The sequence below is a fragment of the Micromonospora sp. LOL_013 genome, from assembly GCF_048060315.1.
GTDB lineage: Bacteria > Actinomycetota > Actinomycetes > Mycobacteriales > Micromonosporaceae > Micromonospora_E.
The window spans coordinates 35,525-54,644 of sequence record NZ_JBHMIQ010000045.1 but is presented as its reverse complement, the minus strand read 5'-3'; the positions used below and the strand labels follow the sequence as shown (position 1 = coordinate 54,644).

Genomic DNA, 19,120 nt, shown 5'->3' with positions numbered 1-19,120 from the left:
TCCACGGCGAACTCGGACACGTCCCGCCCGCCGAGTACGAAGCGCTACACGCGATGACCCAACCGGTCACCGCACCCCTGAAAACCAGCTAACCAACTCTCCATCAAACCCGGGGCTTGACAGACAGATTGGATGACCCTGGTGGCCCGCGAGTGCCGGTCCAGCCTCGCGCCCCTCCCGTTGCCCGTCGCCACGCTACAGCGGGCGGCCGGGGTACCGATGGCGGTAGCGACGGGTGAGCGCGACGTGTTCCTTCCGCCATCGCGACTACGACGGGCGGTGTCACGGTCCCTTGGCGTCGACATGGAGGTGCTGCCAGGCGCGGGGCACCTGGTGCCGGACGAGCACCCCGAACAGGTGCTGAGCCTCGTTGATGAGGTGATTGGACGCGTTATCTAGTGTCCTGCGCCGGAAATTCGCCTGATAAGTGGGTAGGGTGGGGGGGATGCCGAGAACTGGTCGTCCCACCCCGCCGCTGACGCTGACCGACGAAGAGCGGACTACGTTGACCCGCTGGTCACGGCGGGCGACGTCGTCACAGGTTCTGGCGATGCGTGCACGGATCATCCTGGCGTGCGCCGAAGGGGCGTCGAACACGGACGTCGCATCGAGTCTCGGCGTACATTCGTCCGCTGTGGAGTAAGTGGCGGCGGCGTTTCCTGAAACTACGCTGGACGGCCTGGTGGACGAGGAACGGCCGGGCCGCCCGCCGTCGATCAGCCTTGACCAGGTCGAGGATGTGGTGGTCGCGACCCTGAAGCAGACGCCACGTGACGCCACCCACTGGTCCCGCGGGTCGATGGCGGACAGGTCCGGGTTGCCCAAGTCCACGATCGGGCGGATCTGGCACGACTTCGGCCTCAAGCCCCACCGTACCGACACGTTCAAGCTGTCCACCGCATCGGTGCCGCCGCCCTCCACTGGGCGCGACGGTGGCCGGTGTTCGGCCGCGAGGTACGGCGCTTCGGTACGGCCATGGAACGGCCTCCTCTCATTTCCACACAGGAGATAACGGTAGCTCTTTTCATTAAGATCGCCGGCCGGTCGGGCGACCGGAACCGCCGACCGACCACCAGCCGGTCGACCGGTCACCCACAGCGGCCGGTCACCCGTCGTGGTCGGGGGCACGCCCCCCGGACCGTGATCGGGCAGGTCACGATCGGCGTGGTCGGCGTGGAACAGCGCCTCGGCCAGCAACTGCCGGACATGCACGTCGGCGGCCGAGTAGTAGACGAAGGTGCCTTCCCGCCGACCCCGGACCAGCCCGGCCAGCCGCAGCTTGGCCAGATGCTGGCTGACCGCCGTCGGCGCGGCACCGACCAGCTCGGCCAGGCAGGCGACCGACGACTCACCCTGCAGCAGCGCCCACGATCCCCGGGGTCATCGCAGCGGTGGTCAACGCGGCCGGCTCTGCCGACCCGGCCGGCGGCGGTGGCTCGTCCATCTCCAGCAGCAAATCGGCGAGCATTCGCTCGGCCAGACGCAGCACCGCCGACCGGTACGGCACCTGCTCGAACACGGCGGTTACCGGCAGCTCCACCGAGCTGAGGAACATCGCCCCCCGGCCGACCAGCCAGCTGCGCTCACCGGCGGTGCTGCGTTTCGCACCCCGGGCCACGAAGCAGACCATCGGCTCGTACAGCAGATCGGTCGGCCCGGCCCGGTCGTCGTCGAAGCGGACCAGCCGCAGCCGGGGCACGGCGCTCTCGACCGCCGGCACCGGGCGGCAGTGCCGGGTGACGTCATCCGGCGGGCGCACGCCGTCCACCCGGTGTCGGTGCTGCAGACCGAGTACTCGGTGTTCGATCGGGCGGTGGAGCCGCAGGTGCTGCCGACGGTCCGCGAGCTGGGCATCGGGTTCGTTGCGTACTCGCCGCTCGGCTGCGGCTTCCTGACCGGCGCGGTCCGGCCCGCCGCCGAATACCCGGACGGGGACATGCGGACCGGGGACGAACGCTGGCAGCCGGGCAACTACGAACAGAACCTGGCCGCGGTGCGCGAGCTGACCACGATGGCCGCCGCCAAGGGCGTCGCGGTCACCCAGCTCGCCCTGGCCTGGCTGCTTGCCCAGGGCGATGACATCGTGCCGACCCTGGGCACCCGCAACCCGCAACGGCTCGCCGAGAACGTGGCGGCGGCCGCCGTACCGCTCACCGTGGCCGAGGTCGACCGGATCCGCCAGATCCTGCCGCACGGCGCGGCCGGCTCCCGCTACCCGGCCGCCCGGATGCCGGTCTGATGACATTCGACGCGCGGCTCGATCTGCTCGTGGTTCAGGCCACGAGCTGGCCGAGCAGCCACAGTCCGGCGATGGCGAGCGCGGCACCAGCTCGATCAGCATCGCCAGCCCGACCGCCAGCACCGCCCGCTTCGTGGCCGGCCAGGCGGCGGCGAAGTCACCGAGCCGCTGCCGCTCGGCCAGCCAGACGCCGAGCACGAAGCCGATCACCAGGCCGAGTACCGGGACGAAGAAGAAGCCGACCAGGCCCAGCTCGCCGCCGACCAGCAGCGACCGGTTGGGTACGCCGGCCCAGCAGAGCAGCAGAGCAGCAGACCGGGCAGGATCGGCACGATCACGCCGATCAGCCCGACCAGAATGGCCAGGCCGCTGAGCAGGACGACCAGCGTCTGCGTGTCGTCGAGATCCACACCGACAGGGTGACCGACGGCCGCCAGTGTGGCGAACCCGGCGGCGGCAGAGGGCTGCGATTCGGCTACGGATCCGAAACAATGTCCGAAACCTCGGGAGGATCGCGTGGCCGCTGCTGCACCGGCAGACGATGTTCATCCGGCCTGGCTGCCGGCGCAGGCGTGGCGCGCCATCGGGTCGCGGCACACTCTGGTCTCCGGCACCGAGAAGTCCGTCGCCACCGTGTACGCCGAGGTGCAGGCGGCCTGCGACCGGTTTGGCGGATCGGTGACCCGGCTGTCGGTCGACGGTGAGGCGGACCTGATGCTGGCGTTGACCGGTGCCGCCGGTCCCGGGGCGACAGCCGGTGCGGTCGACGACCTCGGTGAGGAGGGCTACACGATCGGCCGGGCCGGCAGCCTCACCACGGTCACCGCCGCCGCTCCCGCAGGGCTGCTGTACGGGCTGTTCCACGTGGTCCGGCTCGGCGAGTCGGCGTTCGGCGACGACATGGCGACGCGGACGCACCGGCCGGCGATCCGGCGGCGGATGCTCGACCACTGGGACAACGTCGACGTGCACCCGGTGATGGGGCAGGTGGAGCGGGGCTACGCCGGCGGGTCGATCTTCTGGCGGGACGGCGCGATCACCGACGACACCGACCGGGTCCGGGCGTACGCCCGGTTGCTCGCCGCCAGCGGCGTCAACGCGGTCACCATCAACAACGTCAACGTGGGGCGTACCGAGGCGCGGCTGCTCACCGACCGGCTCGACGACGTCGCCACGTTCGCCGGCATCTTCCGCCCGTACGGCATCCGGTTGCACCTGTCGGTGACCTTCGCCGCGCCGATGGTGCTTGGCGGCCTGGCCACGGCCGACCCGCTCGACGAGGCGGTACGCGACTGGTGGGCGGCAACCACCGCCCAGGTCTACGCCAGGGTGCCCGACTTCGGCGGATTTGTGGTGAAGGCTGACTCGGAGGGCCAGCCCGGCCCGTTCGCGTACGGGCGCAGTCACGCTGACGGCGCCAACCTGCTCGCCGACGCCCTCGCCCCGTACGGCGGGGTGGCGCACTGGCGGGCGTTCGTCTACAACCACCGGCAGGACTGGCGGGACCGCACCACCGACCGGGCGCGGGCCGCGTACGACCAATTCGCCCCGCTCGACGGCCAGTTCCGCGACAACGCGATCGTGCAGGTCAAGTACGGGCCAATCGACTTCCAGCCCCGGGAGCCGGTGTCGCCGGTGATCGGCGCGATGCCGGCTACCCGGCTGGCCGTGGAGCTGCAGGTCACCCAGGAGTACACCGGGCACCAGCTGCACGTCTGCTATCTACCTCCGCTGTGGAGTGAGATACTCGGCTTCCGGTTCGACGGCGACAGCCTGGAAGCCGACGGTGACATCAGCGGTGACCTGGGTTCGTCGGTCGCCGCAATCACCAGGCGTGGCGGCACCCTGGCCGCCGTGTCGAACGTCGGCGATGACCCGTTCTGGTGCGGACATCCGCTCGCCCAGGCCAACCTGTACGCGTTCGGCCGGCTCGGCTGGGATCCGACCGCCGACCCGGCCGCGCTGCTCGACGAGTGGATCGACCTGACCTTCCCCGTCGGCGACGCGGCCGGCAGCGTCGCCGATCCGGGCCGGTTGCGGCAGGCGCTGCACGCGATAATGGACGGTTCGTGGCGTACCTACGAGCGGTACACCGCGCCGCTGGGTGTCGGCTTCATGGTCAGCCCCGGCAACCACTACGGTCCGTCCGTCGACGGGTACGAGTACTCCCGATGGGGCACCTACCACTTCGCCGACCGCGACGGCGTCGGCGTGGACCGGACCCGGGCCACCGGCACCGGCTACACCGGCCAGTACCCGAAGCCCTGGTCGGAGGTGTACGAGTCGTTGACCGATTGCCCCGACGAGTTGCTGCTGTTCTTCCACCACGTGCCGTACGACCACCTGCTGCACAGCGGCTCGACGGTCATCCAGCACATCTACGACACTCACTTCGCCGGAGTCGACGAGGCGATCGCCATGCGGGAGCGGTGGCTGGACATCGCCGACACCGGCCTCGACCCGGCCCTGTACGCCCGGGTCGCCGACCGTCTCGACGAGCAAGTCCGCTCGGCGCGGGAGTGGCGCGACCAGATCAACACCTACTTCTTCCGCAAGTCCGGCATACCCGACGCGCTCGGCCGCCGGATCCACTGACCGGCCTCGTCACCGGTCGAGCCCGGTCACCCGGCGAGCAGTGCGCCGGAGCCGATGCGGAACGGGACGGCCGCTCGGCGGTCAGCACCTCGCCTTTCGTCGTAGTCATGTGCTCGACGTCGTGTTCACCGTCGAGCCGGAACAGCCGCAGGGTGACAGCGGAGCTCCCCCGCGCCATGATCATTTGATGGCTTGCTGGGAGAATCCCGGCGTGTCGCCCAGCAGAGCATCAAACGATCATCAGAACGACGAACCGCTATGCTGACCGGTCCCAGGCTCGCGGATCACGGCCCAGCAGTGCGAGCAGTTGGATCTGGTGGTCCGTGGTGGGACCCGGATCGTGGCCCAGTACGTCGAAGTCTGGCCGGGCGATGTCGAGCCTGCCGAGTTCGGCAAGGTCGATGCCGTCAAGCACCGGGACCACCGCGAGGTTACCGCGGACCACGTGGTCGACCAGCGCCCGTACGTCCCACTCGGAGCACGGCGTCGGGGCGCTCCACTGGTCGGCGCCGATCTGCGCGACGAGGTCGCAGAAGTACCCGTTCTGCTAGATTCCAGTGGAGTTCTTAATCTTCGGAGGTCAGGTGGGGTATCGAGGTCCGTTGCCGCAGCGACTCGTCGACCGGGTCAACGCCTGTACCGCAGCCCTGTACTCGTCGCCACGGTGGGGGCGGCTGGTCCGTCGGCGCATCACGATGATTACCTACACCGGACGCCGGTCCGGTCGCACGTTCAGTACCCCGGTCGGCTACCGCCGGGCCGACGGCACCATCACCATCACCGTCGTAGTGCCAGACGCCAAGAAGTGGTGGCACAACTTCACCGGTGCCGGTGGCCCGGTTTCGCTGCACCTGGAAGGGATCGACCGATCCGGTCATGCCGTCGCCCGCCGCGACGACCGCGGCCGGGTCACGGTGACCGTCGAACTGGACTCCTGACCGGCGCGGTGCGCCGGCTCAGCTCGACGGCAGCTCCACCCCGTCCGGGGCGCGCATCCGCCAGGCGTCGGTGACGAGTTCGGCTAGCCGGTCGACGTCGACCCGCGCCAGCCGGAGCATCACCAGCGGCAGTCCGTCGTAGCCGGGTGTGGTGAAGAACAGGTCGGGCTCGCCGAGCAGCAACGCCTGCTTCTCCGCCTCGTCGCCGACGTACAGCACGGCGACGTCGGTCCGGATCACCCGTGGCTTGCCGGGCCGACGCTCCGGATAGGACCAGACGAGGCCCTTCCCGGCGACCCGAAAGTCAAATCCATCGCTGTCGATCTCGACGACCTGCGGTAGGGCCGACGCCAGTCGCCGGACGTCATCGGCGTCAGCCATCGGGGCACCCGTACCGCACCGCGCTTCGCATCCCCACAGGTTAGCCAGCCGGCTCCGTCGCCACCACGAACACCCTCGGAACGGGAACGTGACGAGCCATCGAGCGTCCGCCGCCACCGATCGGATCGCCTTATGCGACGGGGCGTCGAAGTTGCCCGGCACCTGAACCGGACCGGTGACCCGAGCGCCCGGGCGGCGGCGACCATCTCGGTCGACGAGTCGATCCCGGTCACGGTGGCTCCCGACCAACGGTCTGCAAGGTGGACGGCGAGGGTGCCCGGCTCGCAGCCGAGGTCGACGACCACGGCCGGGTCGGCGACGGCGACCCTGGCCAGCAAATCAGCGAACGGGCGGGAGCGGTGGTCAGTGAAGCGCAGGTAGGCGGCCGGATCCCACATCGCTGTCTCCTCCCGGCCGATCCGATGTCCGACCGGCGTCACGGCCGGGCCGGCGTCCGACCGTCGCGGTACGCCGCCCACTCGTCGGCCAGCATCGCGAAGTCGAGTTCCGTACTCCATTCGCCTTTGAACAATTCGTTGCGCACCAGCCGGGCCTCCTGACGCATCCCGAGGCGTCGGGCCAGCCGGGCCGACGCCTCGTTGCGCTCGTCGACCCGGGCCACGATCCGGTGCAGGCCCAGGTGGTCGAAGCCGAGACCGAGCAGCGCCCGTGCCGCCTCGGTGGCGTAGCCCCGGCCGGCGGCGTCCGGGTGTACGACGTACCCGATCTCGCCGCCGCGATGGATTCGGCTGCGCCAGAAGAGCACGACGTCCCCGATCAGCCGGCCGGTGGCGGCCACCTCGACGCCGAGGGTGAGGGCCTGACCTTCGTCGCTGAGGCCGGTGTTGGCCCACTGGGTGGCGAGCCGCTGGACGACGACGTCGCGGGTCATCGGCTCGAGCGGCACGTACCGGCAGACGGCCGGCAGACTGCGGTAGGCGAGCAGCGCGTCGACGTCGTCGCCGGCCAGCGGTCGCAGCAGCAGCCGCTCGGTGCGGACCGGATAGTCAGGATGCAGGGCGGGATCTTCGGAATGCAGGGCGGACTGCTGCACGGTCGGCACGCCGCCCATGCTGCCACCACGCCCACCGTCGATCGCCTGCCACCACACCCGCCGCCATCCGATTTGCCGGGCCGTCCAGCAGCTGAGCCAGCCGGTCGACGGACGTGAGATCCAGCTCACATCGACGCTCAAAGCCGGGCCCGTCGCCCGGTCCGTCTTGCCAGTTGTGAACGACGACAGGAACGACGACAGGACGGGGCGACGAGGGTGACGGGTCGGATTCTCTTCGTGGAACTGCGCCGTACCGCGGTGGTGTGGTTCGGTGTCGGGCTGGCGTTCGCGGCGGCCTCGTTGGCCGTCGACGGGGAACGCTGGGACGGGTACTGGATGGCGGGGGTGCTGGCCCATCACGACACGCTGGAACTGATCTGGCCGCTCGCGCTCGCGGTCGGTGCCTGGCACGGGCGCCGGGACCACGCCAGCAGGATGACCGAGCTGATCGCGACGAGCGCCCGACCAGGCCTGGCCCGGGTGGCACCCCGGGCGGTCGCGCTCGTCGGCTGCCTCGCCGGCGGATTCACCGGCGGAGTGCTCGAGGTGCTGGCCCTCGCGGCGCTGGCCGCAGACCATCAGCCGGCCGGCTGGGTCTGGCCGGTGCTGCTCGGCGCGGCGAGCGTCGCGGCGGCCGGTCTGCTCGGCCTCGGCCTGGGTCGGCTGCTGCCGTCCCGGCTGACCGCCCCGCTGCTCGCCATGGGTGCGCTCGCCGCCGTCGTCGCACTGCAGTTGCTGGCCGACAGCGGCGACAACCGGGCGTTGCTGCTCAGCCCGACATCCCTCGGGCCGGTTGACGGCTACTCCACGATCGACGACCGAGCCGTCGCGGGCATGCTGGTGTGGTACGTCGCTCTGGCGGCGACCGGGTGGGCGGTGTACGCCGCCGCCACTCGCCGGTCCCGGCTGCTCGCCGTGCTGCCGGGCGTCGCCGGGCTGCTCGTCGCCCTGATCGTGCTGCCACCGGTCAATGAGGCTGCGCACCCCGACCTACGGGCCACCGAACTGGTCTGTGCCGACGGGACACCCCGGGTCTGCGTCAGCCGGGTCGACGCGTCGGTCCTGCCGGAGCTGGTCGGGCCGGCCCGGCGGGCGTTGGCTCTGCTGGCCAAGCTGCCCGACCCGCCAACCGCCGTCGTGCAGCGGGTCGGCCCGCACGGAGCCTCGACTGTGGAGCGCCGGAAGACGGCCAATTTCCATCTGCTCATCTACGGCGACGGAACGATCGCCACCGGGCTGCGCACGCTCGAAGCCGAAATCCTCGACGGCGCCGGGACCGTCGCGTGCGGTGCCGCTCCCGGCGACGTCGAGGGCTGGGAGCCGATTCAGGCGGCCCGGGCGGCGGCCGGCCTCTGGCTCGCGGGCCGGGACGCGGCACCGGACGAGTTCTGGGATCCCGTACAGGGCATGGTCGACGAGGCGCTGGCCACGCTGCGGTCGCTGCCGGCGGACGAACAGCCGGCCCGGGTCGCCGCACTTCGGGAGGCCGCGCTGAACTGTCGACCCGACCTCTACGAGGTGCTGACCGCCAACTGACGCGTATGGGCGGTAGACCCCATTTCGGATCGTGAGGGGTTGACGGCGAGGAGTCATCGACATCAACATGTTCGCCATTGGCGTTCAACGATCTTCGATGCCAACCGGTTGATCCCGGCCCTGCGATCCAGGAGACGATCGATGTCAGGACGCAAGCCCTCCCTACCACGACTATTGCCCCGGGCACGCCGCCTGCTGGCCGTCACCGCTGGTGCCGTGCTGGCCGGCGGGCTGCTCGGCGTACCACTGCCCGTCTCGGCCGCGCCCACCGACGGCGGTGCCGACGCCCCCGGTGCCGGCGCCGCCGCAGTCGCCGAGGAGCTACAGACCACAGTCGCCGAATCGACCGGCGACCGGGTCCAGGCGCTGCTGATGCTGCCCAACCCGCAACGCTATCCGACCAACCCGGACACCGCCGTCGACCAGCTGCGCGCCCACTCCGAGGAAATCCAGGCCGAGGTCGAGACGGCGCTGGAGGAGCACGCCGAGACCGCCGGCGACGTACGGGTGGTCAACCGCTTCTGGATCACCAACATGCTGCTCGTCGAGTTCACCGCCGACGCCTCCCGGCTGTCGGCGCTGGCGAGCCTGCCCGGTGTGCAACGGGTGCTGCCGAACTTCACCCTGAGCGTGCCGGAGACCGAGATGACCGCCGCCGCCGACCCGGCCGCGTCGATCGTCGACGACCGGATCACCTGGGGCATGGACCGCATCGGCGTCGAAAAGGTCTGGACCGAGCTCGGTCTGGACGGCACCGGCGTCCGGGTGGTCACCCTCGACACCGGGGTCGCCATCGACCACCCCGACCTGGTCGGCAAGATGGCCACCGACGACCCGACCGACCCGACCTACCCGGGTGGCTGGATGGAGTTCAACTCTGCCGGCGGTCTGGCGGCCTCCGAGCCGCACGACTCGTCCACCCACGGTACGCACGTCTCCGGCACCATCCACGGTGGTGCGGCGTCCGGCGTGACAATCGGCGGTGCCCCCGGCGCCGAGATGGCGCACGGCCTGGTGATCCCCGACGGAAGCGGCTCCTTCGCCCAGGTCGCCGCCGGCATGCAGTGGGCGGTCGCACCGACCGACTCCGCCGGCAACCCGGCGGGCCGGCCGGCCGACGTGGTCAGCATGTCGCTCGGCGCGGCGACCTACGCGACGGAGATGGTCGCCCCGACCCGGGCGATCGTCGCCGCTGGCGCATTCCCGTCGTTCGCCATCGGCAACGAGGACATCTTCGGCAGCTGCGGCGTCGGTTCGTCCAGCCCCGGCAACGTCTACGAGGCCGTCGGCGTCGGCGCCACCGACATCGACGACAACGTCGCCGACTTCTCCTGCGGCAATGTGGTCAACAAGTCCAGCTGGGCCAGCCCGCCTGCGGACTGGCCGGACAGCTGGGTCACCCCGGACCTGTCCGCCCCGGGCGACGAGGTGTGGTCGGCCCACCCGGACGGCAGCTACCGCTACGCCAGCGGCACCTCGATGGCGACCCCGCACACCAGCGCGGTCGCCGCGCTGCTGCTGCAGGGCGCACCGGAGCTCAGCGTCGACGCGACCCGTACCGCGCTGATCGACACCGCCTTCTGGGACGACCGGTACGCCGACGTGGCACCGGACACCCGCTACGGCCACGGCCGGATCGACGCGTACGCCGCCGCCGTGCAGGTGGCGCTCGACAGCGGCGTCACCGGCCAGGTCACCACCGCCGGCACCGGCGCCCCGGTCGCCGACGCCACGGTCACCGTCACGCCGGGCGGGGCCTCGGTGCGTACCGGTGACGACGGCAGCTTCACCCTGCGGCTGGCGCCGGGCAGCTACACGCTGACCGCCACCGCGTTCGGTCACGAGACCGCCAGCGTCGCCGACGTCGTCGTGGTCGAGGAGTCGTTCACCACCGTCGACCTGGCAATGGTGCCGCTGCCGATCGGGGTGGTCACCGGTGCCGCGACGTTCGACGAGAGCGGCCACGGCGTACCCGGGGTGACGGTCACGGTCTCCACCGACGGCGCGCCGGTCGGCAGCCCGGTGGTCACCGGCGCCGACGGTAGCTACCGGCTCGAACTGCCGGCCGGCAGCTACCGGGTCACCGCCGAGCATCCCCGGTTCGACGTCTCCCCGGCCGTCGAGGTGGCCATTCCGGAAGGCGGCGCGGTCACCGCCGACTTCACGCTCAGCCCGCCGCCGCAGACGGTCGCCCTGGTCGGCAGCTACGTCGACACGTACGCCGACGAGATCTTCGCCCCGCGCGGCATCGAGACGGTGAGCTACGACTGGGACGAGCTGGTGGCCGCCGCCGACCATCCGGTCGTGGTGCTCGGCTACGGGGTGAGCAGCGACTACGACGAGGCGACCTTCCAGGCGTTCCTGGACGCCACCGACGCCGCCGGCACCGGGGTGATCTTCACCGACCACGCCTACAGCACCGGCAACGGCATCCGGCAGCTGTCCCAGCACACCGGGCAGCCCGTCTCGACCGGCTCCATCACCGGCGGTACCGGCGTGGCCGAGTCGTACTACGAGGTGACCGCCGAACACCCGATCCTCGACGGGTACGCCGTCGGTGACCGGATCCCGCTGGACGACAGCACCCAGGCCAAGTGGATCGCCTGGTTCGGCGACTACTCCGGCGACGGCCGGCAGACCCTCGCCGACCTGGGACGCAGCGACACCACCGGGATCTACGGCGGCGGCATCGGCGTCGACCAGCGGGCCACCAACCGGCACGTCCTGCTGTCCACCCACGGTGTGTCGGTGACCCGCGGCCCGGTCGACTGGACCGAGCAGGCCACCCAGGTGTTCCTCGACGCGATCGACTGGGCAGCCCGCCCGGCCGAGGAAGGGCAGCCGTACTTCGCCGTGCACGGGTTGACGGTCGACCCGGAGGTGGTGAAGAGCAACGAACCGGTACGGGTCACCGCCCAGGTGAAGAACATCGGCGCGGCGGCCGGTCCGTACCAGGCGGTGCTGCGGGTCGACGGTGAGTCGGCGGCGACCACCACGGTCAACCTCGGCTCCGGCGTCAACCAGACGGTCAGCTGGACGGTGCAACGGGCCGAGCTCGGCAACTACGCCGTGACGCTCGAGTACCTGACCGGGTCGTTCCGGGTGCGTCCGCCCCGGGTGAGCCTCACCGCGCGTACCGTCGACGCTCCGGACGCCGAGCCCGGCCCGCTGGCCGACGCCGCGGTCGAGCTGGTCCACGACGGCGCCGTGATCCCGGTCGGTGCGACCGACGACGCCGGCACCCTCACCTTCGAGACTCCGGCCGCCGTCGACCGCTACACCCTGGTGGTGCGCAAGGCCGCGGCCGACGGTGGTACGTCGTACCTGCTGCACAAGGCGATCACGGTGTTCGACGACGACGAGGTGCTGTTCGCGCCCCGGGTGCTGGCCGGTGGGCCGGCCGGGGCCGAGGCGGCCCAGGATCTGTCGACCCGGGTGGACCTCGCCGCCGACCTGGTCGGCGGCGACCATGAGGCGACCGTCTACCTGCGCCCGGCCGGCACCGCGCCGTGGGCGTACTCGTTCGGGCCCGGACCGCTGGTCGCGACGCTGGACAGCTACCAGGCGGTCACCGTGCACCAGCTGCCCCGGTTGGAACGTGACTGGTGGCTGGTCAGCGAGATCCTGCCGGAGATGGACTGGGTCGACCCGTTCGACGCCACGTTCGGCTTCGGCGGCACGGCGCAGGTCGAACTGGCCGCGTCAACCCCGGAGCCGGGCTCGGTCGAGGTGGACTGGTCGGTGACCGACGCGCACGGACACCCGTTCGCGACGGTGCGCGCCACCGACGTACGGCCGTTCGCCGACCTGCCGGCGGTGACCCGCCTGGAGGACGTCGTGCCGGCGGTACGGGCGTTGGCGCCAAACGAGGCCCGGCCGGTGCTGCGGCTGTCCGACCCGACCGGGGCCGAGATCCGGGCCGGTTACCTCGACTGGGCGGCCCAGCCGTACGGGTTCGAGGTCGACGACCCGCAGCCCGGTCGGTACCAGCTCCAGCTGGAGCTGGACACCGGCTGGTACAGCGGGCTGGTCGACGCCGAGTCGTCCCTGGTGCTGGCCGAGGCGGCGACGATCACCTCGACCTACCCGCAGACCGCCGAGGTGGACGGCTGGTTCCACCCGGAGGTCCGGGTGGTCAACCCGAGCGGGATCGACCAGGGCACCGCCGAGTCGACGCTGACGATCACCCACCCCGACGGTGACCTGCTGGCCCGCGACGTCGCGGTGCAGCTGCGGGTCGACGGGGCCTGGGTGCGGACTCCGCTGACGGTGCAGGACGGTGCTCTGGTCGGGACGATCTCGCCAGAGGTGGCGCTGACCGCCGGCACCGACCTGACCTGGGAGCTGCACGTACGCACCCGCCGGCCCGGCGCGTTCACCTTCACCCATCAGCTGGCCGGCGATGCGGTGGCGGTGACCGCCAGCTCGGCGGTGACGGTGGGCTGACGACGTCCGGCCGGTGAGGATAAGGTCTGGCCGTGCGGACCAAGCAGGAGTTGAGCGACGCCATCCGGCAGCGACAGCGGGCGGTGCTGATCGTCAACGCCAGGTCCCGCCAGGGCCGCCAGTTCTACACCGACGCCGTCCGGCGGCTGACCGACGCCGGATTCGAGCTGATCGCCAGCTACCCGGTCGACGAGCCGGGTGAGCTGGAACGCAGCCTGGACGAGGCAGTCCGAATGGCCCCGGACCTGCTGATCGCCGGCGGTGGGGACGGCACCATCGGGGCCGCCGCCCGGCTGCTCGCCCACCGCGATATCGCGCTCGGGCTGCTGCCGTTGGGCACCACCAACAACTTCGCCCGTACCCTCGGGATCCCGATCGACCTGGATGCGGCGGTCCGGGTCATCAGCTCCGGCAAGGTGATCGACGTCGATCTCGGCCTCGCCGGTGACCTGCCGTTCGTCAACCATGTCGGCATCGGGTTGTCCGCCGAGGTGATGCTGCGCACCCCGCCCCGGCTGAAACGGGTGGTCGGCAAGTTCGCCTATCCGACGACGGCGGCGGCGTTGATGGCCCGGCACCGTCCGCTACGGGTCAGCGTCCGCACCGCCGGCAGCAACCGGGACTTCCAGACCCACCAGCTGTACGTCGCCAACGGCGGTCACCAGGCCGGCCGGCCGATCACCGCGGACGCCAACGCCGACGACCGGCTGCTGGTGGCGTACCCGGTCGGTGGTGCGACCCGGCACAGCCTGCTGGCCGCGACGGTACGCAACGCGGCGACCGGTCACCGGCGTACCCTGCGGCACGACCCGTTCCTCGCGGTCGGCGAACTGCTGGTCGAAACGGACCGGCCGGCGCCGGTGGAGATCGACGGTGAGGTGTGTGGCGAGACCCCGATCCGGCTGCGGGTCGACGCCAACGCGTTGCGGGTGATGGCCGCCGCGGGGACCGTCGACCACTGACCCGACCGCGCGGTCGGGCCGCACGACTCCGGCTGGCCGCCGGTCTCGCCCACTGGAGGGCCAGGCCATCGTCGGCGGTGGACATGTAGTTCGACGCAGCACGTACCATGCGCTGGTGTCGACCGTCGCCGCCGCGATACGGCGGGTCCATCTCCGGTCAGTGGTCCGACCGGTCTGGCTGTTTCTTCCGAGTCTTCCTCCGTCACCGCAGGCCCAGGCGGTCGGCCGCACGCCTGGCGGCACCACCCGGCCGCTGGCTGCTCCAGGCATGGCGGCGGACCCGCCAGCTACCAACGCCACCGCCGGAACCGGTACTCGCACCGCACACGGGGTGCCAGCCGCGGTACTACCAGTGATGACGACATGTGGGCCGTCGCGCTCTGTTCAGGCACCGCCGGACTCGACCACGTCGCCGGCGGCGACCGGGTTGACCGAGTCGACCGCAGGTAAATTGGCGACGAAGGGTTCCCGGTCCGCATCGGACATCCGCAGTTCCCGCCGCGACGGCACGACCTCGCCACTCATCTGACCACTCTACGACGCGTTCGCCCACCCCCGGCCGCGCGCGGCGCGGTCCGGCCCGCTGCCTCGGGCCGGACCGCGCCGACGTCAGTGCCGGATCGGCATCAGCAGCGAACAGCTCCGGTCGTCGTCGGGCAGTCGCACGGCCAGCGGCCGGATCGGTCCGTCCAGGTCCAGCACCAGCTGACCGCCGCCGGCGGCCGCCACCGCCTGCAGCAGGAACTCCCGGTTCACCGCGACGTACCGATCCGGTGCGGCGTGCCAGGCCGCCTCGTCGACGCATTCGACGGTGCCGTCGTCGGTCGCCGCCAGCACCGCGACCGGGTGGGTGACGCCGAGGTGTTCGCGTACCACCGCCGGGGCACGGCCCGGCTCCAGCGCCCGTCGCAACTCGGTGGCGTCCACGGTGACCTGCCGTCGGCCCTCGGCGCCCCGGACCGGCAGCAACGGCCGGTAGTCGGGAAAGTCGTGGTCCAGCGGGTCGGTGGTGATCCGCCAGCCCGGGGCGGAGGCGTTGACGCCGTCCGGACCGAAGGCAAGTTCCGCTGTTGGGTTACGGTCGACCTGGCTGCGTACGCCGGTCACGAAGCCGCCGGGCACCAGGACCGACGCCGCTGGGCCGTCGACCGCCGTCGGGACGAGTTCGGCGACCGCAATGCGGTAACGGTCGGTCGCGGCGAACCGTACGGCGTCGGCGGAGACCTCGACGTGCACCCCGGCCAGGGCGGGAATCTCGGGGTCGATGCCGACGGCGAACCGTACGGCGTCCAGCGCGCCGGCCAGGTCGGCGGCGTCGACGGTGACGTGGGTGGTGGTGGTCATGATCGTCCGATTCTCCTCGGCATCGAGCAGGGCATGGATGCGGGAGAGCTCCCGACGGGCATCGGCCAGCCCGTCCTGCAGCCGGCGCAGGTGCACGTCGAGCAGCCGCCGGGCCACCGTGACGTCGGGCAACGCCCGGACCGCCTCGGTGATCTCGGCCAGCGGCAGGCTGACCCGGCGCAGCCCGGCCAGCAGCCGGGCGGCGCGCAGCTGACTCACGGCGTACCACCGGTAGCCGGTGCGCGGATCCACCGCGGCCGGCACCAGCACGCCGGCGGCGTCGTAGAACCGCAGCGCGCTGACGGTCAGCCCGCTGGCGCGGGCCGTCTCGCCGATGCTGTGCATGTCGCTCTCCACGTCCATGGACTCTGCGGCCTAGACCAGGTCGAGGGTCAAGGCCAGCCGGGTACCGGAGCCGACGGGCCGGGCCAGCGGCGGGATGCCGGCCCGTGGCAGCATTGCAGTTCCGACCAGATCGATGTGCGCGTCCAACGAGACCGACGTGCCCCGCCGGGAGGCAGGATGACCCCGCACGCACCTGCACCGCCCGCGATCGCCGGGCTGCCGCCGCTCGCCTGGCAGCACACGCCGGTGGCAGCGGATCATCACGCCGGTCGGCAGGCCCTGTCGCTCACCGCCGGCCCCGGCACCGACTGGTTCGTCGACCCGGTCGGCGAGTACCGCACCCACAACGCCCCGGCGCTGCTGTTCGCCTGCCCGGACGGCGAGTTCGCGCTCTCCGCCCGGGTCACGGTCGACTTCACGGCCGCGTTCGACGCCGGCGTGCTGTGCCTGCGCATCGACGAGGAACACTGGGCGAAGCTGTGCTTCGAGTACTCACCGCAGGGTCGGCCGATGGTGGTGACCGTGGTGACCAACGGCACCTCCGACGACGCCAACGCGGTCACCGTCGAGGCGTCCAGCGTCCACCTCCGGGTGCTGCGCAAGGGGTCGGCGTACGCGTTCCACTACTCAGTCGACGGCATGTCGTGGCAGTTCGCCCGACTGTTCCGGCTGACCGGTGCCGCCGATGCGCCGACCCGGGTCGGCCTCCTCGCCCAGTCGCCCACCGGTGACCGCTGCACCGCCACGTTCGAGCAGATCAGTCTGGACGACGTGGTTCCGGACGATCTGCGCAGTGGGCGGTGACCCGGACGGTGGTCCCGGACCGGGCTGGGTGGCCTGTGCTACCGGCTCGGCTCGCTGCACCTCGCCGACCGGGATCCGGCGGCGGCGGCGCTGGACGACGCGGTACGCGCGTACGCCGGGCTGGTCGGTGCCGTGCCCGACGCGGAGCTGACGCTGGCCGACGTGCTGGCCCGCCGTGGTCTCGCCCAGTCGGTACGGGGATGGGCCGCCTCGGCAGAGGTCGACGTTGACGCAGCGGTCCTGGCCTGTCTGTCGGTGACCGGCGGCGATCCGGCCCACCCGCGACGCCGGGACCTGGCCCGGGTGCTGGCGTCCAACGCCGCGACGCTGGCACCGGACGGTGACCCACAGCTCGCGATCGCCTCGGCCAACGCCGCACTGGGCTACTACGGCCATCCCGACGCGGGCGGCAACGACGCGGACGACAGCGTCGACAGTGGGTACGTACACAGTGCAGCGGTGGTGTCGGCGTTGCTGAACTTCGTCGACGGCCGGGTCGTCGAGGGCTTCGTACCGGCGGCGGTGATCGCCGCCGGCCTGCCGCCGGGCCAGGCCCGGCAGGCGCTGGAGGCCGAGTTGCGGGTGGTCGACGGGCTGCTGTCGATGGCCGGTGGCCCGGTGCCGTTCCCGCCGGAGATGGGTCGCAGCCTGGCGCGGCTGGTGCTGCTGACCGTGCGGGACCGGGGCCTGCTGTGGGTGCCGGCCGACGACTGGCTGGACCGGGCGGCCCAACCGACGCTGACAGCGGTGGCGCAGCGGCACACCGCCGGGGCCGGGCAGGCGACACCGCTGGAGACGGCGACGACACCAGCGATCCGGCGTTGCTCTGGACCGCATCGACGCGGTGGCTGTCCAAGCTGTCGTTGGAGGCGGCGGTGCAGCTGGCGACGGTCGCCGTCGACGTACTGCCCACGGCGTCGGCGTACGCCGACGGACGGCGGCTGGCACCGGCCGCGCACGCGTTGCTCGCCAGCGCATACCGGGCCGCCCCCCCCCGACCGGCCACCGCCGGAACCGGCGGCGTACCTGCCGGTCTGGCAGCGGCTGCTGGAGGTGGCCACCGGCAGCTGCCGGGCGGCCGGTGACCACCCGCTTGCCGACGACTTCGACGCATGGCGCGCCCGGTTGGGGTGACCGGGCGCGCACCTGCGCGACGGTTACCGGCAGGACTCCCACCTGCGTGACGGTTACCGTGCCGGATTCGCACCTGCGTGGCGGTTACCGTGCAGGACGTACCCGCAGGCCGTGCCGAGGACCAGCTCGGCGATGGCAGCGGCGACCAGACCGGTGGCCGGCATCCCGTCCAGAGCGATGCTGAGCAGCCGGGACAGTCCGTACGCCAGATAGACGGTCGCCCCGATCAGCGCCGCGGCGAAGGTCAGCCGGCGGACGAACGCCCCGAGGGTGACCAGGATCCCGGTGGCCAGCAGTGCCCCGCCGGCTGCCCGGGTCTCGCTGAGCAGGCTGCTGTTGCCGGCGAAGTCGATGCCGTTGCCGGCGTGGAAGGCGTCCGGTGCAGTCAGGACCGCGCCCCCGATACCGACCACGACCAGACCGGCGACGACGAGAATCACCTTCTGGCTGCGGCTGCCGGTGCGGGTGTTGATCTGGGGCGGCGCCGGCACCGGGCCGGCGACGGTGGTCACTGCTGCCACGCCCCGGCGGCGGCCGCCTGCCGGCAGAAGTCGGCGAAGTCCCGCGGTGCCCGGCCCAGCGCCCGCTCGACGCCGTCACCGAGCGACGCGTTGCGCCCGTCGAACACCTCCACGCACAGGTCGGTGAGCAGCCGCGCGTAGTCCGGCCCCAGCTGCGAGACCAGGGCGATATGGAACTGCTCGGCGGTGACCGGCTGGTAGCCGACGGCCCGGCCGCTGGCCGTGGCGATCTCCGCCGCCACCTGCGCGAAGGTAAGCAGGCGCGGCCCGGTTACGTCGTACGTCCGGCCGTCATGCCGGCGGTCGGTGAGCACCGCCACCGCGACGTCGGCAACGTCGTCGACGTCCACGAACGGCTCGGCCACCCCGCCGGCGGGCAGGGCCACCGTCCCGGCCAGGACCGGGCCGAGCAGGTGTCCTTCGGTGAAGTTCTGGTTGAACCAGCTGGCCCGCACGATGCCGTAGGTCAGCCCGGAACTGGCGACGATCGCCTCACAGCGGCCGGCGTTGGTCTCGCCCCGACCGGAGAGCAGGACCAGCTTGCGGACACCGGCGTCGCGGGCGGCGGCGGTGAACTTCTCGACCACGGTGGGCGCTTCGGGTGCGGCGAGGTCCGGCGAGTACGACAGGTAGACGGCGTCCGCCCCGCGCAGCGCGGCGAACCAACTGGCCGGCTCCGCCCAGTGAAACGGCTGCTCGCCCTGGCGGCTGGCCCGGACCACGGGGTGGCCGAGTGTGGTGAGCTGGTCGGCGATGCGCCGGCCGGTCTTGCCGGTCGCCCCGGTGACGAGCACTGACGGTCGTGACATGGCGTGGGAACT

Annotated in this window: 19 protein-coding genes and 5 pseudogenes; 10 read left to right on the top strand and 14 right to left on the bottom strand. The window is 71.7% G+C overall.

Annotation, left to right across the window (positions count from 1 at the left end):
• Positions 1-132: 132 nt before the first annotated feature.
• Together ACFHWS_RS24685 and ACFHWS_RS24680 are read left to right on the top strand one after the other, a co-directional pair.
• Complete coding sequence (locus ACFHWS_RS24685) at positions 133-399, top strand: alpha/beta fold hydrolase (RefSeq protein ID WP_416569198.1); 267 nt, start codon at positions 133-135, stop codon at positions 397-399.
• Between the two features lie 244 nt (positions 400-643).
• Positions 644-787, top strand: a pseudogene (locus ACFHWS_RS24680) (IS630 family transposase); the annotation flags it as partial.
• A gap of 97 nt (positions 788-884) precedes the next feature.
• Here the strand turns inward: ACFHWS_RS24680 and rpmF are convergent.
• The 3 genes and pseudogenes from rpmF to ACFHWS_RS24665 all read right to left on the bottom strand — a co-directional run bounded on the left by rpmF (position 885) and on the right by ACFHWS_RS24665 (position 1,759).
• Positions 885-977, bottom strand: a complete 93-nt coding sequence (gene rpmF, locus ACFHWS_RS24675) for a 50S ribosomal protein L32 (RefSeq protein ID WP_416557655.1) — start codon at positions 975-977, stop codon at positions 885-887.
• A gap of 274 nt (positions 978-1,251) precedes the next feature.
• Positions 1,252-1,323, bottom strand: a pseudogene (locus tag ACFHWS_RS24670) (ArsR family transcriptional regulator); the annotation flags it as partial.
• Between the two features lie 25 nt (positions 1,324-1,348).
• Positions 1,349-1,759, bottom strand: a complete 411-nt coding sequence (locus ACFHWS_RS24665; protein WP_416557605.1) for an AraC family transcriptional regulator — start codon at positions 1,757-1,759, stop codon at positions 1,349-1,351.
• Between the two features lie 12 nt (positions 1,760-1,771).
• Here ACFHWS_RS24665 and ACFHWS_RS24660 point away from each other — a divergent pair, with 12 nt between their 5' ends.
• The gene (locus ACFHWS_RS24660; protein WP_416569199.1) at positions 1,772-2,239 is read left to right on the top strand and encodes an aldo/keto reductase; all 468 of its coding nucleotides are present in this window, start codon (positions 1,772-1,774) and stop codon (positions 2,237-2,239) included.
• Between the two features lie 144 nt (positions 2,240-2,383).
• Here the strand turns inward: ACFHWS_RS24660 and ACFHWS_RS24655 are convergent.
• Positions 2,384-2,485, bottom strand: a pseudogene (locus ACFHWS_RS24655) (DUF456 family protein); the annotation flags it as partial.
• Complete coding sequence (locus ACFHWS_RS24650; protein ID WP_416557600.1) at positions 2,446-2,649, bottom strand: hypothetical protein; 204 nt, start codon at positions 2,647-2,649, stop codon at positions 2,446-2,448. The pseudogene ACFHWS_RS24655 and the gene ACFHWS_RS24650, both read right to left, overlap by 40 nt.
• 106 nt (positions 2,650-2,755) lie before the next feature.
• Here ACFHWS_RS24650 and ACFHWS_RS24645 point away from each other — a divergent pair, with 106 nt between their 5' ends.
• On the top strand, positions 2,756-4,834 hold the full coding sequence (locus ACFHWS_RS24645; RefSeq protein WP_416557601.1) for an alpha-glucuronidase: 2,079 nt from the start codon (positions 2,756-2,758) through the stop codon (positions 4,832-4,834).
• 256 nt (positions 4,835-5,090) lie between these two features.
• On the opposite strand, the pseudogene ACFHWS_RS24640 reads toward ACFHWS_RS24645, so the two are convergent.
• Positions 5,091-5,351: pseudogene (locus ACFHWS_RS24640) on the bottom strand (maleylpyruvate isomerase N-terminal domain-containing protein); the annotation flags it as partial.
• A gap of 67 nt (positions 5,352-5,418) precedes the next feature.
• Between ACFHWS_RS24640 and ACFHWS_RS24635 the strand changes: the two are divergent.
• Entirely contained in the window at positions 5,419-5,772 is a 354-nt protein-coding gene (locus ACFHWS_RS24635) for a nitroreductase/quinone reductase family protein (RefSeq protein ID WP_416569197.1), read from the top strand.
• 18 nt (positions 5,773-5,790) lie between these two features.
• Here ACFHWS_RS24635 and ACFHWS_RS24630 read toward each other — a convergent pair whose 3' ends face one another.
• From ACFHWS_RS24630 to ACFHWS_RS24620, 3 genes and pseudogenes are all read right to left on the bottom strand, one after another.
• Complete coding sequence (locus ACFHWS_RS24630) at positions 5,791-6,153, bottom strand: MmcQ/YjbR family DNA-binding protein (RefSeq protein ID WP_416557603.1); 363 nt, start codon at positions 6,151-6,153, stop codon at positions 5,791-5,793.
• A gap of 96 nt (positions 6,154-6,249) precedes the next feature.
• A pseudogene (locus tag ACFHWS_RS24625) lies at positions 6,250-6,551 on the bottom strand (methyltransferase domain-containing protein); the annotation flags it as partial.
• Between the two features lie 38 nt (positions 6,552-6,589).
• The gene (locus ACFHWS_RS24620; protein WP_416557542.1) at positions 6,590-7,216 is read right to left on the bottom strand and encodes a GNAT family N-acetyltransferase; all 627 of its coding nucleotides are present in this window, start codon (positions 7,214-7,216) and stop codon (positions 6,590-6,592) included.
• Positions 7,217-7,423: 207 nt separating this feature from the next.
• On the opposite strand from ACFHWS_RS24620, the gene ACFHWS_RS24615 reads away from it, so the two are divergent.
• The 3 genes from ACFHWS_RS24615 to ACFHWS_RS24605 all read left to right on the top strand — a co-directional run bounded on the left by ACFHWS_RS24615 (position 7,424) and on the right by ACFHWS_RS24605 (position 14,151).
• Positions 7,424-8,743, top strand: coding sequence for a hypothetical protein (locus tag ACFHWS_RS24615; protein ID WP_416569196.1), 1,320 nt, complete (start codon positions 7,424-7,426; stop codon positions 8,741-8,743).
• A gap of 141 nt (positions 8,744-8,884) precedes the next feature.
• Complete coding sequence (locus tag ACFHWS_RS24610) at positions 8,885-13,189, top strand: S8 family serine peptidase (protein ID WP_416569195.1); 4,305 nt, start codon at positions 8,885-8,887, stop codon at positions 13,187-13,189.
• Positions 13,190-13,221: 32 nt separating this feature from the next.
• Positions 13,222-14,151 carry a diacylglycerol/lipid kinase family protein gene (locus ACFHWS_RS24605; protein ID WP_416557545.1) on the top strand — a complete coding sequence of 310 codons (930 nt, stop codon included), beginning with the start codon at positions 13,222-13,224 and terminating at the stop codon, positions 14,149-14,151.
• A 384-nt stretch (positions 14,152-14,535) separates the two neighbouring features.
• Here ACFHWS_RS24605 and ACFHWS_RS24600 read toward each other — a convergent pair whose 3' ends face one another.
• The 3 genes from ACFHWS_RS24600 to ACFHWS_RS24590 all read right to left on the bottom strand — a co-directional run bounded on the left by ACFHWS_RS24600 (position 14,536) and on the right by ACFHWS_RS24590 (position 16,029).
• Positions 14,536-14,676 (bottom strand): hypothetical protein, encoded by a 141-nt coding sequence (locus ACFHWS_RS24600; RefSeq protein ID WP_416557546.1) that lies wholly within the window; start codon positions 14,674-14,676, stop codon positions 14,536-14,538.
• A gap of 84 nt (positions 14,677-14,760) precedes the next feature.
• Positions 14,761-15,840, bottom strand: a complete 1,080-nt coding sequence (locus tag ACFHWS_RS24595) for a MerR family DNA-binding transcriptional regulator (protein ID WP_416557547.1) — start codon at positions 15,838-15,840, stop codon at positions 14,761-14,763.
• A 30-nt stretch (positions 15,841-15,870) separates the two neighbouring features.
• Entirely contained in the window at positions 15,871-16,029 is a 159-nt protein-coding gene (locus ACFHWS_RS24590; RefSeq protein WP_416557209.1) for a hypothetical protein, read from the bottom strand.
• Here ACFHWS_RS24590 and ACFHWS_RS24585 point away from each other — a divergent pair.
• Positions 16,018-16,644: a DUF1349 domain-containing protein gene (locus ACFHWS_RS24585; protein WP_416557210.1), complete on the top strand. Its 627-nt coding sequence runs from the start codon at positions 16,018-16,020 to the stop codon at positions 16,642-16,644. The genes ACFHWS_RS24590 and ACFHWS_RS24585 overlap by 12 nt on opposite strands.
• Before the next feature lie 132 nt (positions 16,645-16,776).
• On the top strand, positions 16,777-17,778 hold the full coding sequence (locus ACFHWS_RS24580) for a hypothetical protein (RefSeq protein WP_416569194.1): 1,002 nt from the start codon (positions 16,777-16,779) through the stop codon (positions 17,776-17,778).
• Between the two features lie 53 nt (positions 17,779-17,831).
• Here ACFHWS_RS24580 and ACFHWS_RS24575 read toward each other — a convergent pair whose 3' ends face one another.
• Complete coding sequence (locus ACFHWS_RS24575) at positions 17,832-18,290, bottom strand: DUF4345 domain-containing protein (protein WP_416569193.1); 459 nt, start codon at positions 18,288-18,290, stop codon at positions 17,832-17,834.
• On the bottom strand, positions 18,287-19,108 hold the full coding sequence (locus ACFHWS_RS24570; protein ID WP_416557213.1) for an NAD(P)H-binding protein: 822 nt from the start codon (positions 19,106-19,108) through the stop codon (positions 18,287-18,289). The genes ACFHWS_RS24575 and ACFHWS_RS24570 overlap by 4 nt, the downstream gene beginning before the upstream one ends.
• Between the last annotated feature and the right edge of the window lie 12 nt (positions 19,109-19,120).

Excerpts from the sequence above, each read along its gene's own strand:
- ACFHWS_RS24685 (WP_416569198.1), top strand. The coding sequence starts at position 133 with ATGACCCTGGTGGCCCGCGAGTGCCGGTCCAGCCTCGCGCCCCTCCCG.
- rpmF (WP_416557655.1), bottom strand. The coding sequence starts at position 977 with ATGGCCGTACCGAAGCGCCGTACCTCGCGGCCGAACACCGGCCACCGT.
- ACFHWS_RS24630 (WP_416557603.1), bottom strand. The coding sequence starts at position 6,153 with ATGGCTGACGCCGATGACGTCCGGCGACTGGCGTCGGCCCTACCGCAG.
- ACFHWS_RS24610 (WP_416569195.1), top strand. The coding sequence starts at position 8,885 with ATGTCAGGACGCAAGCCCTCCCTACCACGACTATTGCCCCGGGCACGC.
- ACFHWS_RS24600 (WP_416557546.1), bottom strand. The coding sequence starts at position 14,676 with ATGAGTGGCGAGGTCGTGCCGTCGCGGCGGGAACTGCGGATGTCCGAT.
- ACFHWS_RS24595 (WP_416557547.1), bottom strand. The coding sequence starts at position 15,840 with ATGCACAGCATCGGCGAGACGGCCCGCGCCAGCGGGCTGACCGTCAGC.
- ACFHWS_RS24585 (WP_416557210.1), top strand. The coding sequence starts at position 16,018 with ATGACCCCGCACGCACCTGCACCGCCCGCGATCGCCGGGCTGCCGCCG.
- ACFHWS_RS24570 (WP_416557213.1), bottom strand. The coding sequence starts at position 19,108 with ATGTCACGACCGTCAGTGCTCGTCACCGGGGCGACCGGCAAGACCGGC.